This window comes from Tenacibaculum litopenaei (assembly GCF_964514025.1).
In the GTDB taxonomy this organism is placed as follows: domain Bacteria; phylum Bacteroidota; class Bacteroidia; order Flavobacteriales; family Flavobacteriaceae; genus Polaribacter; species Polaribacter litopenaei.
The window spans coordinates 484,119-499,140 of sequence record NZ_CAZEQT010000001.1 but is presented as its reverse complement, the minus strand read 5'-3'; the positions used below and the strand labels follow the sequence as shown (position 1 = coordinate 499,140).

Here is a 15,022-nt window from a genome sequence, read left to right as displayed (position 1 = left end):
AATCATTTTTAATAAACGAACTGTACTATCGCATTTTACTGCTTAGTGACTTCTTTAAAAATAGTTTCTAGATTTTTATTTTCAGCATTTAATCCGAGAATTTTTAGCCCATTCTCTTGAGCGAAATCAAATATTGCAGGTCGCATATCCTCTTCACTATCGAACACCAAAATCCAATTGTTTTCAAGTGTATTTTTAAACGATACCAAATTCGGTAAACGCTTTACAAACTGCTCTTCTAATTTATAATCAAAGGTGACTCTTATTACCTGTTCAGTATCTGTTTTTAATGCTTTTAAGTCTTTATCAACTACAATTTCACCACGGTTCAAAATGACCACTCGATCACACACAGCCTCTACTTCTTGCATGATATGTGTTGATAATAATACTGTTTTATCTTTCCCTAAGTTACGGATCAACTCACGGACCTCTACCAACTGATTGGGATCTAAGCCTGTGGTGGGTTCATCCAAGATCAGCACTGCTGGATTGTGCAGTATGGCCGCGGCCAAGCCTACGCGCTGACGATATCCTTTTGACAGTTCTTTAATGCGTTTGTGAGCCGCCTCTTGAAGCCCAACCTGGGCAATCACCTGTGTTATCCTCTCCTTGTTTACCTTGTGGATTCCAGCTCTAAACGCTAAGTACTCTTTTACGTACATATCTACATACAGCGGATTGTGTTCAGGTAAATACCCTATTTCTTGTTGCACGGCAATTGGATTTTCTGCAACGTTTATTCCGCTGACATACAAAACCCCTGCACTGGGCTCTACATAGCCCGTTAACATCTTCATCGTCGTTGATTTCCCCGCTCCATTCGGACCTAAAAACCCGACAATTTCTCCCGCTTTCGCCTCAAATGATATGGCTTGAACTGCCACCTGCTCTCCATAGGTTTTCGAGACTGATTCTAACTTTATCGACATATTACTTTTTTCTTAAATAGGAAACGAAGCTATAGTTGTATTTATTTTTTTCATCGGCACTATAATCTTCTCTACTCACCTCTTCCCAAACTTCAGCATCGATTTCCGGAAAAAATACATCGGCTTCAAATTCTTCGTGTACCTCGGTAATATCGAGTTGTGTTACCGCCTCCATTGTCAGTGCTTGTCGGTACACTTGTGCACCGCCAATGATAAAAACTTCGGACTCTTTATGAACTGCTGCCAAGGCCTCTTCCATACTGTGAACCACAATACAACCTTCTTTTTTATAAGAGTTGTCAGTGGTGATGATCACACTAGTTCTATTCGGAAGTGGTTTCCCGATACTTTCAAAGGTTTTTCGCCCCATGATAATACTGTGCCCTGAAGTAACTCTTTTAAATCTCTTCAAATCTTCTGGAAGGTGCCAAATCAAATCGTTTCCTTTCCCTAACTCATTCGCCTTTCCTTTCGCTGCAATTACAGTAACTTTCGGCATGTTTATTTGCTCTAAATGCGATTCCATATGCTGTATATAATCTTCTATCAATTCTGAAAGTTGCATTAAAACAACCTCCGTACTCCCTACATTCACTTCTTTTGTATAGCTGGCTCTTGGCAATTGCCCCCAAACGTGGGCGAGTTGTTTGTTAACCACTATCCAAAGTTCCAAAATATCTTCTACAGGGCGGTCTTGCCAAAACTGGCTGAGCACCCAATTGTTTTGATCGTAACGTATTTGTGGTGCGGATTGAAACTGCGCACGTACAAATCGCTGCAAATTGGCCAAGGCCGAATCTACGAGATGCCCTAAAATTTCCTTGGCACTCCACGAATATGCATCGCGTTTGTACTGCCATGAATACGCACTTACTCGGGCCGCCTTCTCAGGGAATTCGACCAAGAGTTGTTTTAATTTTTCAATGGCTGGTGTTACTACATATTCTTCACCCATTCTTTAATATAACTTGTAAAATCTTCTTTTGAAGTACTCTTGTCATCTCGATTTTCTTCGATATTATCAATAAGTGTTTTGATGGCTATTAACACATTTTCATCGTTAATATCCGCAATACGTTCGTAAATTCCTTCTTTTATTAGATCTATTTCTGTAGTCATGATAACTCATTTAGTAGCACGTACTAAAATACTAACTTAGATCGTAGTTTCTATGAGAAAGACAATAAAAGTTCGTTAAAATTACACGGCCACCTTCCCTTTGATATGAGGGTGCGGATCGTAATTCACCAATTCAAAATCTTCAAAGGTAAAAGCTTCGATATCCTTCACAGCTGGGTTGATCTTGATAGACGGTAAAGACTTCGGTGTTCTCGACAATTGCAACGCCAATTGTTCTTTGTGGTTATTGTAGATATGGGCATCTCCAAAAGTGTGAATAAACTCTCCAGGTTCATAGCCACAAACTTGTGCCATCATCATGGTCAGTAACGCATAAGACGCAATATTAAACGGCACTCCTAAAAAGATATCCGCACTGCGCTGGTACAATTGGCAAGAGAGCTTACCATCAGCCACATAAAACTGAAAAAAAGCATGGCAGGGAGGCAAGGCTGCTTTGCCGTTTGCTACGTTGTCTGCAAAAGATTGCGAAGTATCTGGCAGGACAGAAGGATTCCATGCAGACACCAACATTCTCCTGCTATTAGGATTTGTTTTTAGGGTCTCAATTACCTCTTTTAACTGGTCAATTTCATCGCCGTTCCAATCGCGCCATTGCTTTCCGTACACCGGTCCTAAATCTCCGTTATCATCAGCCCATTCATTCCAGATTCTCACTCCGTTTTCTTGTAGGTACTTGATATTGGTATCTCCTTTAATAAACCACAATAGCTCGTAAATAATCGACTTTAAATGCAACTTCTTCGTCGTCACCATTGGAAACCCTTTACTCAAATCAAATCGCATCTGATATCCGAAAACACTGAGCGTTCCGGTTCCTGTTCTATCTCCCTTCTCATTCCCGTGATCGAGAACGTGTTGTACTAAATCTAAATATTGTTTCATACTGCTACTGCTTCACGTTGACTATTTACCGTGTAAAAATAAAAAAGCTTCAATAGGTTCTATTGAAGCTTTTAAAAATATATTCAAAAGTTATTAACCAATGATCATCCCTGCAATTGCAGCAGACATCAACGATGCCAAGGTACCACCAATTAACGCTTTCATTCCAAATTCAGACAGGACTTTTCGCTGTCCTGGTGCCAGTGATCCAATTCCTCCAATTTGTATTCCAATGGATGCAAAATTGGCAAATCCACACAGCATATACGTCGCCATAATCACCGACTTATTATAAGTCAAATGCGTAGCACTTGCGGCATTCTTCAACTCTGCCAACTGCGTATATCCAACAAATTCACTTGCTGCTAACTTAATTCCTAACAACTGACCCATCAAGGCCATGTCTTCACTAGCCACACCGATTAACCACATCAATGGTGCAAACAAATACCCAAGTATAAACTGCAATGACAGCTCTTTGTAGACCGTATTTGCTGCAATCAATTCATTTAACGAGGTAAAGTGCCAATTGAATCGCTCAATTCCATCAAAACCACCAATTCCTCCTAAAATACCATTGATCATGGCAATAAAGGCAATAAACACCAATAACATGGCTCCAACATTCATCGCTAACTGCAATCCTTCAGTCGTTCCGTTTGCAATTGCGTCTAATACATTTGATCCAATTTTATCTTGCGATACCTGAACATCGGTATTTACTTCTTCCGTTTGAGGGTGGAGTATTTTAGAAATCACAATGGCTCCTGGTGCAGCCATTACTGAAGCGGCTAATAAATGCTTTGCATAAAACAAGCGCAACGCTTCATCATCACCTCCTAAAAATCCGATATACGCTGCCAATACAGCTCCTGCAACTGTTGCCATACCACCGATCATTACCAACAACATCTCAGAGCGATTCATCTTTTCTAAATACGCCTTAATCAATAAAGGGGCTTCGGTTTGACCCAAGAAAATATTTCCTGCTACCGACAAGCTCTCTGCTCCTGAAATCTTTAAGGTTTTACTGAGCAACCAAGCCATTACTTTTACCACTTTTTGAATAATCCCTAAGTAGAATAACAGGGACGTTAAGGCAGAAAAGAAAATAATGGTAGGCAGTACTTGAAAAGCGAAAATAAACCCAAAAGTATTCATATCAGAAATCAAGCCTTTAAACAAGAACTCACTACCTGCTTGGGTAAACTCTAAGATCTGAACAAATCCTTTTCCAACGAAATCAAAGATGTCGGAAACAAACCCTAGGTCCAATCGGTAATCACCGATATTAAAACCGATGTCTTTACCCTTTAAAATCGTCACTGCGATAACGAGTTGAATTCCCAATCCGAGTCCTACAGTTTTCCAGTCAATTCCTTTGCGATTTGAACTAAACAAAAAAGCGAACAACAACAGTGAAGCCATTCCTAGTACTCCTCGTAAAAAGCCCGTCATGGTAAACCCTTGACTCGCTATAATTTCAGCCTTTGTAGGCGTTGTTTTTGGAGTAGCTTCCTGGGTAGTATCTTTATCTTTGGTCACCACAGGAGTTGTCACTGTTTTTGTACTATCTTTAACAGCGAATGCATACAATACATTTCTCTCAGACAACACCAAGCTATCTTGGGTACATTTGGTAATATTGTAATACCTCACTGTATCTTTTGGCTGCGAGTAGTTAAATATTAATAAATTGTTTTGGCGGATATAAGTTCCGGTAGCCTTTAAATTGTCTTTTGCCTTTAACTCATAGTTAAAAACTCCATTTGACAACTCAAAGAAATCGTTTTCGTTGACATCAACTAATTGATTACCTTCTAGGTTGGTAATTGATAAAAAATCCCACTTCTTCTCAATACTTTGCCCAAAAGTGAGCACACTCATACAAAGCATTAAAAACACTAATACCTTCTTCATTATTCTAGGTTAAAATTAAGGTTACGATCGTTTACTAATTTCGTCTCTAATTTTGGCTGCTAGCTCGTAATCCTCATTCACAACAGCCTCATTTAATTGGTTTTGAAGTTCTGATAGCGACAATTTCGCAAAAGAACTTTCTTCTGCTTCGTCTTCGAACGTCAATTCGAATTCATCTTCATCATCACTAGCCTCATCTAGGTCATCTTCAATCTTTAAATAGATTCCAGCCTTGTCCAAAATATTCTCATACGTGAATATAGGTGCCTGAAAACGCACAGCCAACGCAATAGCATCAGAAGTACGTGTATCAATTACCTCCTCTTCTCCATCGCGTTCACAAATTAAACTCGAGAAAAACACTCCATCCACTAACTTGTGAATGATGACTTGTTTTACTTGAATAAAAAAGCGGTCTGCAAAAGTTTTGAAAAGGTCATGGGTCAAAGGTCTCGGGGGTCTGATTTCCTTCTCTAGGGCTATAGCAATTGACTGAGCCTCAAAAGCTCCGATGATAATAGGTAAAGTTCTGGTACCTTCAAGTTCACTCAAAACGAGCGCATAAGCTCCACTCTGAGTTTGACTATAAGATATCCCTTTAATGGTTAGTTTAATTAGACTCATGTATCTTCATAAAAATAACAAAAAGGCTGTCTAACTTAGGCTTTTTGATAAGTTTTAGACAGCCTTTTTTAAGTGGGCACAATTTACTAAAAAATTATGGCTTGTTTTTCATTTTCTTAAAAAAAGAAAATGTAAGTTGTTATTTACAGTGAAATTACCCTTGTTTGAAGGCTTTCAATTTCTCTACTAATTGCGGAACAACCTCAAAAGCATCTCCTACGATTCCGTAGTCAGCAGCTTTAAAGAAAGGCGCTTCCGGATCGTTGTTGATTACTACTTTTACTTTTGAAGCATTGACTCCTGCTAAGTGCTGAATCGCTCCTGAAATACCAACAGCAATATACAAGTTAGACGCTACTGGTTTACCCGTTTGTCCTACGTGTTCACTGTGAGGTCTCCATCCTAAATCCGATACTGGCTTTGAACAAGCAGTCGCTGCACCTAAAACATCAGCTAACTCCTCGAGCATTCCCCAGTTTTCTGGTCCTTTCAATCCACGTCCTCCTGAAACCACTACATCTGCATCTGCAATAGTTACTGTTCCAGTCGCTTTACTGATTTCTTGTGAACTCACTCCTAATTCAGGTAAGCTTGCATCAAAAGACTCCACTGCACCTGAAACTGCTGCTTCGTGTGCTCCGTAAGAGTTTTTAGCAACACCTACTACCTTTACCTCTGTAGAGATCTCAGTATTGTTAAATCCTTTGTTAGAAAATGCTTTACGCTTCACCACAAACGGTGCCGTTGACGAAGGCAATGCCACTACATTTGATGCGTATCCTGCCTCTAAACCTACCGCTACGAGTGGTGCCACAGTTAACCCGTCAACACTAGAATCGATCACGACTACTTTTGCTCCTTTAGCTTCCGCTACTTGCTTGATGATCGCTGCATATCCTTTTGCATTGAAAGATGCTAAATCATTTTTAACCTCTACTACTGTTTCTGCTCCGTATGCGTATAACTCTGAAGCATCTCCTCCATTAATAGTTAAAACTACTGATGAAGTACCTAGTTGCTCTGCAACCTTTTTTCCGTATGAAACAACTTCAAAAGCTGTTTTTTTAAATTTTCCTTCCGATGAATCGGCAAAAACTAATACAGACATATTTTATATTTTTTTGCTAATCGACCAATAGCCAATCAGTAATGTTATTAAATTAATTAAATGGCTTTGGCCTCGTTGTGTAATAAATCGATTAACTCGTCTACTGAGTCTACTAACTTAACCGCTCCTTTCTCTGCTGGCTTCTCAAAAGTTTTCGTCAAAGAAGCTGCTGCAGCTCCAGTAGGCTCCACAACTGCTAATGGCTTTTTACGCGCCATCATAATCCCTCTCATGTTAGGAATACGTAAATCTTTCTCTTCAACGATCCCTTTCTGACCTGCTACTACCATCGGCAATGAAGAAGATACTTTTTCTTCACCTCCGTCAATCTCGCGCTCTAAAGTTACATTAGATCCTTCTACTTCAACACCAACACATCCATTCACAAAGTTAAAATCGACCATTGATGCCAACATTCCAGGTACCATTTGACCATTGTAGTCTGCTGATTCCTTTCCTGCCAATACTAAATCATACCCTCCTTCTTTTACAACAGCTGCCAATTCCTTAGCTACCATCATTCCATCAGTAGGTACAGCGTTTACGCGAATAGCATCATCCGCTCCAATTGCCAAAGCTTTACGCAACGTTGGCTCTGTAGAAGCATCTCCTACGTTTACAACAGTTACCTTAGCTCCTTGCTTTTCCTTGAACCACATAGCACGTGTTAAACTAAACTCGTCATATGGGTTGATTACAAATTGTACCCCATTTGTATCAAACTTAGTATCGTTCTCCGTGAAGTTAATTTTCGAAGTGGTATCAGGTACATGACTGATACATACTAATATTTTCATATATTGTTATTTTTAAGAAATCTTATTTTTGTCCGACGAAGTTACGGATTTTTTTTAAATTTACTATGCGTGCATAATAAATTATTTTCTCTTTTTTCCCGATATCCATACATTTACGCAATAAAACCCCTTTACGATTACATTAAATTGAAAAAAAGCCTCAAAAAACTTATAAAATATCTACACCTACTTCCTCTGATGGAAGTCGTACATTTTAGATATCTGCTCCTTAAAATGAGGAAAAAGAATCGCGCTTTTACCACGGCACACCCCACAGTGAGTTTACCGCCCCCATTTTATATTTATGAAACTTATGGTTTGGACTATCACAATTACTATTATGGAGGACAAAAAACTGCTGAATGGATAGCGACTAAAATACGCGAATTCAGTACGACCACCACGCCAAAGATTTTAGATTGGGGCTGTGGTTCAGGAAGAGTCCTTCGTCACCTACCTACGGCGTATCCTTCGGGCAATGTGTTTGGTGCTGATTACAATGCGAACTACGTAGCATGGTGTCAACAACACTTAACGAATTGCGAGGTCGTCAAAAATGACCTAGTACCGCCAATCCGCTTCGAAGATTCCTTTTTTGATGCTGTTTATAGCATTTCTATTTTCACCCACCTCTCTGAAACCAATCACGAAGGTTGGATGGGAGAACTGAGCAGACTCACCAAGTCATCAGGAGTCGTCATTATCAGTACGCACGGCAAGTCATTCTTATCCAAACTTTCCACCGAAGAACAGCAACGCTACCTCAATGGACAGCTCGTTGTTCACTCTTATAAAGTAGAAGGGAATCGTTTATACGCCGCCTATCAGCCTCCAAAATACTTTCAAAAACTCGCTGTAAAACACCATTTCCAAGTACTAGAACACCTTGAAAATCCAAGTATTAAGGGAAGACCACAGCAAGATATATGGATTTTAAGAAAAATCTAACCTTTACTTTACAGGTATTTTTATTACTTTTGCAATCTTGATAAACAACTACTTATAAAACGTATGAAAACAGTACAATTTAGAGAGGCCGTTTGCGAAGCAATGAGTGAAGAAATGCGCAAAGATGAAAGCATTTACTTGATCGGTGAAGAGGTTGCTGAGTACAATGGTGCTTACAAAGCTAGTAAAGGTATGCTAGACGAGTTTGGACCAAAGCGTGTAATTGATGCTCCTATTGCTGAATTAGGTTTTGGAGGAATTGCTGTTGGTTCGGCAATGAACGGAAACCGTCCTATTGTTGAATATATGACCTTCAACTTCTCTCTTGTAGGGATTGATCAAATCATCAACAATGCGGCAAAAATAAGACAAATGAGTGGCGGTCAATTTAACTGTCCAATCGTATTTAGAGGTCCTACTGCATCAGCAGGGCAATTAGCAGCAACCCACTCTCAAGCTTTTGAAAGCTGGTATGCAAACTGTCCAGGATTAAAAGTAATTGTACCTTCAAATCCTTACGATGCGAAAGGATTATTAAAGGCTGCTATCCGTGATGACGATCCAGTAATCTTTATGGAGTCAGAGCAGATGTACGGAGATAAAATGGAAATTCCAGAAGGAGAATACATCATCCCAATCGGTGTTGCTGACATCAAAAGAGAAGGAAGTGATGTTACTGTAGTATCTTTCGGAAAAATCATAAAAGAAGCTTATAAAGCTGCTGACGAACTTGCTAAAGAAGGTATTTCAATTGAAATTATCGATCTGCGTACAGTACGTCCTATGGATCACAAAACAATTTTAGAATCTGTTAAGAAAACCAACAGATTAGTTGTTTTAGAAGAAGCATGGCCTTTTGGTAGTGTTGCCTCTGAGATTACTTTTAGAGTACAAGACGAAGCATTTGATTACTTAGATGCTCCAATCAAAAGAATTACTACTGCTGATACACCAGCACCGTATTCTCCAGTACTTCTAGAGAAATGGTTACCTAATTACAACGATGTTATTACAGCTGTAAAAGAGGTAATGTACCTAAAATAAGAAATTTGAAATTGAAAAGATAACTACGAAATCCTTTTAACCTGAATTGGTTAAAAGGATTTTCAAGTGATAAGGAATTAATGATGCACCGGATATTATACTTGTTATTACTGATTGCTAGCTCAGTACACGCCCAGTTAACACTCAAAGGGAAAGTGGTCGATGAATTTGACAATCCTTTACCTTATGTTAATGTATCATTGCAAAACACTAACTTCGGGACAACCACAGATGACGATGGTCGTTTTTTTCTCAAAACAAAAAAATACAGAGGAACTCTAGAGGTATCTTTTGTTGGATTTGAGACTCAAACCATCCGCGTCAATCAAAAAACAAAATACCTCAATATTGTTTTAAAGGAAGAGTCTGATCAGTTAGATGAAGTAGTGGTAATATCCAAACCCAAAAAACGCTTAAAGAAAAAGGAAAACCCAGCGTATAAGATTTTAAAGGAAGTTTGGAAGCGCAAGCGAAAATTAGGTTTAAACAAAGTTTCTCACTACCAGTACAAAAAACACACTGCTATTGAAATTGGTTTAAACAACTTAGATACCTTGTTTTTAAAAAGTATCTTTAAAAAGAATTACGACCGAGAAATTAAACAGGTTCGTTATGACAATGACGGGATAAATTACTACATCCCCGTTTACCTCAATGAAAACGTTACTAAAGTCTACGGAGACAATACGAGAGCTATCGTCCGTGAAGACATTGAGGCTGAAAAAGAAGAAGGACTCGGAGCCCAAGGTTTCGTTTTTGACCGTATGTCAAATACCTTCCAAAATGTTGATATCTTTAGAAACAACATCACCCTACTGCAAAAGTCGTTTGTAAGTCCGATTTCATCAAATGGATTTGCTACGTATGATTACGTGCTTTACGACAGTATCGTAGAAAACAAAAAGAAGCTCTACAATATCTACTTTTTCCCGAGACGTGACGGTGATTTGGCTTTCCAAGGGAACATGTGGATTGCCGATGGGAACTACTCCATAAAGAAAATAAAAATGCGCGTGCATCCAAGTATCAACTTAAACTTCGTACGTGCCTTGAGTTTTGAAAAAGAATTTGAGGTAAAAAACGACAGTATTTACTTACCAACGCGCAATGCCTACGATGGTGATTTTACCTTAGTAGACAAAAATGAGAGCAACAAAGGGTTGACCATCAAAAAAACTGTAACTTTTGAAAATTACCTGTTAGATCATCCTAAACCCGCTGCCTTTTACAGTCAGAAAATAGAGAAAATACGTCCTGATCAATTTCAACGCGACAGTACCTATTGGACCGAAAAAGGAACCATTGCTCCTAAAGAAACCTACAACTTGATTCAAACGGTAAAGAAGAAGAAAAAAATCAAGAATATTACCGGGTTTATCAATACCATTGCCAATGGGTATTTCAATACCGGACTCGGCATTCAGTTTGGACCATTCTGGACTGTTTTTGCAAATAACCAAGTAGAAGGATTCCGAACTAAATTAGGCTTTAGAACTTTTAAGACCAAAGACGATCGCTTCCGTATGAACGGACACGTAGCCTACGGTTTTAAGGACAAAAAGTTCAAATACGGCTTGGAAGGACGTTATTTACTTTCGTATCAGCCGAGAATTGCCGTTGGTTTAGGATATCAGAACGATATAGAGCAACTCGGAAGTACCCTGCTAAACACTACACAACTTCTTGGAAACAGCTTTGGTACCACTGCACTTTTCAATCGTGGTGACAACTTTTTCCTTTCAAAAGTTCACAAGATAGCAGCTAATTTTGATTACCAGATAAAGTTAAATTTACACGTTGGATTTAATTTGACGCATTCGAGAATACGATCGGCATCTCCGGCGCATTTCTCGACGAGTTACTTGGATAACCAAGGAAAGCTACAGTCGAACATCGTCGATGTAAGCTCTGATGTGTACCTTTCGTATACACCGGGACGATTTGTATACGGATTGGGTGTTGAACGAAGATTTGGACGAAACATCTTCCCTACTTTTGTATTGAATTATCGAAGAGGATACAAAGGACCGTTCAACGGAACCCACAGCTATCACAAAATTCAATTCAAATACGCCCAGCCTATTTTATTAGGAGAATTAGGACTATTAGACGCTACCATTGAAGGAGGAAAAACCTTTGGAGAAGTACCCGTAGCCCTGTTAAATCCGGTGCCAGCCAACCAATCGTTTTCGTTAGTAAAAAACACGTTTGCCTTACTCAACTACTATGATTTTGTAACAGACACCTATGCCGCTACGCATTTAGAGCATCATTTTAATGGATTTATTTTTAACAGAATTCCGTTGTTAAAAAAGCTAAAGTTACGAAGCTTGCTAACCTTTAGAGCTGCTTACGGAAGTATCTCTGATGCGAACAGAGCCATCAACGACGGGGTCGTAAACCGCGCAGGAACTGCCAATATTTTGTACAATACCCCGAGTAAAATGTACTACGAATACGGAGTGGGTATCGAGAATATCGGTTACGGAAACTTGCGTTTTTTACGAATTGACGCCATCTGGAGAAGTAATTACACCCCTCCAAACGGATCGTTTATCAACCCTACACCGAAGTTTGCCATCCGCATCGGAATCAGACCGGGCTTGTAACCATACATTTAACCCTAAAATAACGAGCAATAATAGGACATAACTATGAAAAAATGCCTACTTTTGCCTTCCGATTTTAGAATAGATATAGTACGTTAATAATATGACTGCAAAAGAAAGAAAAACAGTAGACGTTTTAATAGAAATACCAAAAGGTAGTAGAAATAAATATGAATACGATTTTGATTTAGGAAAGATTCGTTTTGACAGAATGCTTTTCTCTTCAATGATGTATCCTGGTGATTACGGTTTTATTCCTCAAACTTTAGCGTTAGATGGTGATCCATTAGATGTATTGGTATTAGGAGCTGAGCCTACATTCCCAATGTGTGTAATGGAAGTGAAGCCGATTGGAGTATTCCACATGGCTGACGAAAAAGGACCAGACGAAAAGATCGTTTGTGTACCTGTATCAGATCCTATCTGGAATAAATACAACGATTTAAGCGATTTAAACCCACACCGTAAAGACGAAATCACACACTTCTTCCAAGTGTACAAAGACCTTGAAAAGAAGAAAGTTGATGTAGGAGATTGGGGTGATGCTAATGAAGCTTACGACATTTTACAAAAATGTTTAGATCGTTACGAAGCGAGTGAACACAAAGCAAACGCTGACTTTACTATTTAATTTTTAGCGTTCACAATACAAAAAAACTCTTAGGGCTCCCTAAGAGTTTTTTTATTACCCACTGATTTAGTTATATTTACCTAACTATAACTAATCAAAAAATTTAAACATGAAACAAAACATGATGTTCGTGCCAATCATTTTGGCATTACTAGGACTCGTTTTTATGTATGTAAAAATGATATGGGTAAAAAAGCAAAACGCAGGAAGTGACAAAATGCAATCCATATCCAAAAGCATCAAGGAAGGAGCTCTCGCATTTTTGGCAGCAGAATACCGCTTACTACTCATTTTTGTCGCCATTGCCTCAGTTGCTTTATTCGGAATTTCTCAAATTGTAAGTACTACCAGCGTAATGATTGTACCGGCTTTTGTGATCGGAGCGATTTTTTCGGCCCTTGCAGGAAACATCGGTATGCGCATCGCCACCGATGCTAACGCCCGCACCGCTGAAGCTGCAAAAACCAGCCTACCCCAAGCACTGCAAGTATCTTTTGGCGGTGGAACCGTTATGGGGCTCGGTGTTGCTGGTTTGGCCGTACTCGGATTGAGCTTGTTCTTCTTAGTTTTTGTCCAACAGTTTATCACCGAGGGAGGTAATTTCTACCAAGAAATGACCGTTGTGCTGGAAGCTCTTGCCGGTTTCTCACTAGGTGCTGAATCCATTGCGCTCTTCGCCAGAGTTGGTGGAGGTATCTATACCAAAGCAGCTGATGTAGGAGCCGATTTAGTGGGTAAAGTAGAAGCCGGAATTCCAGAGGACGACCCTCGAAATCCCGCGACTATTGCCGATAATGTAGGTGATAATGTAGGTGATGTTGCAGGAATGGGAGCCGATTTATTTGGCTCATACGTAGCTACAGTACTCGCAGCCATGGTATTAGGAAACTACCTCATCAGAGACATGTCTGCTACGACACCTTTTACGGACGATTTTAATGGAATGGGACCTATTTTACTGCCCTTGGTTATTGCAGGAGTAGGAATTGTCGCTTCAATAATCGGTACTTTCCTCGTAAAAATTAAAAATAACGACGCCAAAGAGGCACAGGTTCAGAAAGCACTGGACACCGGTAACTGGGTAGCTATTATTATTACCTTAATTGCCAGCTTCTTTTTAATCGATTGGATGCTCCCCGAAACACTCTATATGAACTTTTTTGGAGTTGGAATCCAAGAAGTAGCCGCTATCAATGTGTTTTGGGCTGCCTGTATCGGATTGGCCGTCGGAGCACTTATTTCAATGGTTACCGCTTACTATACTAGTCTCGGAAAAAAACCCGTACTACAGATAGTACAAAACAGTGCTACTGGAGCCGGAACCAATATCATCGCCGGATTAGCAGTCGGGATGAAATCTACGTTCCTCTCTGTGCTATTGTTTGCTGCAGCCATTTATGGCTCGTACTACTTTGCCGGTTTTTACGGTGTAGCACTCGCTGCTTCGGCCATGATGGCCACCACCGCAATGCAATTGGCTATTGACGCCTTCGGACCTATTGCCGATAACGCAGGAGGAGTTGCCGAAATGAGTGAGCTCGAAGATCACGTTCGAGAACGAACGGATATCCTTGACTCTGTTGGAAACACCACCGCAGCTGTAGGGAAAGGTTTTGCCATCGCTTCTGCCGCACTAACTGCCTTGGCACTATTCGCAGCCTATGTTACTTTTACTGGAATTGACGGTATCAACATATTTAAAGCCGATGTACTCGCCGCATTATTTGTAGGAGGTATGATTCCGGTCATTTTCTCAGCACTCGCGATGCAATCAGTAGGTAAAGCCGCCATGGAAATGGTCCACGAAGTACGAAGACAATTTCGTGAAATTCCAGGAATTATGGAAGGAACCGGTGAACCTGAATACGCGAAATGTGTTGATATTTCAACCAAGGCTGCCCTCAAAGAAATGCTGTTACCCGGACTTATTACCATCATTACTCCTATTGTGATCGGCCTCTTGTTTGGTGCGGAGCCACTAGGAGGATATATGGCAGGAGTTTGTGTTTCTGGAGTGATGTGGGCTATTTTCCAAAACAATGCCGGAGGAGCCTGGGATAATGCCAAAAAATCATTTGAAGCTGGAGTAGAAATCAACGGAGAAATGACTTATAAAGGTTCTGACGCACACAAAGCGGCAGTTACTGGAGATACCGTTGGTGACCCTTTTAAAGACACCTCTGGTCCCTCTATGAACATTTTAATAAAACTCACCTGTTTGGTCGGATTGGTGATTGCTCCAATCCTTGGAAATCACGGTGAACACACACAACACGCTCAGAAAGCCAATACCACCCACTGCAAGCCTAAAAAGCACGCTAAATGTAAGCACCATCACGCAGTAAAACATCGATCAACAAAGAAAATAGCGCAACAATAAAAAC

The 15,022-nt window shown here is 39.9% G+C and carries 13 protein-coding genes; 5 read left to right on the top strand and 8 right to left on the bottom strand.

Annotated elements, in window-relative coordinates; all coding sequences use genetic code 11:
* Positions 1–35: 35 nt before the first annotated feature.
* The 8 genes from gldA to ACKTS5_RS02175 all read right to left on the bottom strand — a co-directional run bounded on the left by gldA (position 36) and on the right by ACKTS5_RS02175 (position 7,406).
* Positions 36–932, bottom strand: coding sequence for a gliding motility-associated ABC transporter ATP-binding subunit GldA (gene gldA, locus ACKTS5_RS02210; protein WP_408042199.1), 897 nt, complete (start codon positions 930–932; stop codon positions 36–38).
* Position 933: 1 nt separating this feature from the next.
* Positions 934–1,887 (bottom strand): dihydrofolate reductase, encoded by a 954-nt coding sequence (locus ACKTS5_RS02205; RefSeq protein WP_408042198.1) that lies wholly within the window; start codon positions 1,885–1,887, stop codon positions 934–936.
* Entirely contained in the window at positions 1,869–2,051 is a 183-nt protein-coding gene (locus tag ACKTS5_RS02200; protein ID WP_408042197.1) for a hypothetical protein, read from the bottom strand. Before ACKTS5_RS02200 ends, ACKTS5_RS02205 begins: the two co-directional genes overlap by 19 nt.
* 81 nt (positions 2,052–2,132) lie before the next feature.
* Positions 2,133–2,957: a thymidylate synthase gene (locus ACKTS5_RS02195; protein ID WP_408042196.1), complete on the bottom strand. Its 825-nt coding sequence runs from the start codon at positions 2,955–2,957 to the stop codon at positions 2,133–2,135.
* Between the two features lie 93 nt (positions 2,958–3,050).
* Positions 3,051–4,877 (bottom strand): NupC/NupG family nucleoside CNT transporter, encoded by a 1,827-nt coding sequence (locus ACKTS5_RS02190; RefSeq protein ID WP_408042195.1) that lies wholly within the window; start codon positions 4,875–4,877, stop codon positions 3,051–3,053.
* Between the two features lie 21 nt (positions 4,878–4,898).
* Positions 4,899–5,501, bottom strand: a complete 603-nt coding sequence (locus tag ACKTS5_RS02185; RefSeq protein WP_408042194.1) for a bifunctional nuclease family protein — start codon at positions 5,499–5,501, stop codon at positions 4,899–4,901.
* A 154-nt stretch (positions 5,502–5,655) separates the two neighbouring features.
* The gene (locus ACKTS5_RS02180) at positions 5,656–6,609 is read right to left on the bottom strand and encodes an electron transfer flavoprotein subunit alpha/FixB family protein (protein WP_408042193.1); all 954 of its coding nucleotides are present in this window, start codon (positions 6,607–6,609) and stop codon (positions 5,656–5,658) included.
* 56 nt (positions 6,610–6,665) lie between these two features.
* Complete coding sequence (locus ACKTS5_RS02175) at positions 6,666–7,406, bottom strand: electron transfer flavoprotein subunit beta/FixA family protein (protein WP_408042192.1); 741 nt, start codon at positions 7,404–7,406, stop codon at positions 6,666–6,668.
* Positions 7,407–7,640: 234 nt separating this feature from the next.
* Here ACKTS5_RS02175 and ACKTS5_RS02170 point away from each other — a divergent pair, with 234 nt between their 5' ends.
* The 5 genes from ACKTS5_RS02170 to ACKTS5_RS02150 all read left to right on the top strand — a co-directional run bounded on the left by ACKTS5_RS02170 (position 7,641) and on the right by ACKTS5_RS02150 (position 15,018).
* Positions 7,641–8,354 (top strand): class I SAM-dependent methyltransferase, encoded by a 714-nt coding sequence (locus tag ACKTS5_RS02170; protein ID WP_408042191.1) that lies wholly within the window; start codon positions 7,641–7,643, stop codon positions 8,352–8,354.
* A 63-nt stretch (positions 8,355–8,417) separates the two neighbouring features.
* A complete protein-coding gene (locus ACKTS5_RS02165) occupies positions 8,418–9,398 on the top strand; it encodes a pyruvate dehydrogenase complex E1 component subunit beta (RefSeq protein WP_408042190.1) in 981 nt (326 codons plus the stop codon).
* A gap of 80 nt (positions 9,399–9,478) precedes the next feature.
* Complete coding sequence (locus tag ACKTS5_RS02160) at positions 9,479–12,007, top strand: DUF5686 family protein (protein ID WP_408042189.1); 2,529 nt, start codon at positions 9,479–9,481, stop codon at positions 12,005–12,007.
* A gap of 103 nt (positions 12,008–12,110) precedes the next feature.
* Positions 12,111–12,638: an inorganic diphosphatase gene (locus tag ACKTS5_RS02155; protein ID WP_408042188.1), complete on the top strand. Its 528-nt coding sequence runs from the start codon at positions 12,111–12,113 to the stop codon at positions 12,636–12,638.
* A gap of 109 nt (positions 12,639–12,747) precedes the next feature.
* A complete protein-coding gene (locus ACKTS5_RS02150; protein ID WP_408042187.1) occupies positions 12,748–15,018 on the top strand; it encodes a sodium-translocating pyrophosphatase in 2,271 nt (756 codons plus the stop codon).
* The last annotated feature ends 4 nt before the right edge of the window (positions 15,019–15,022 follow it).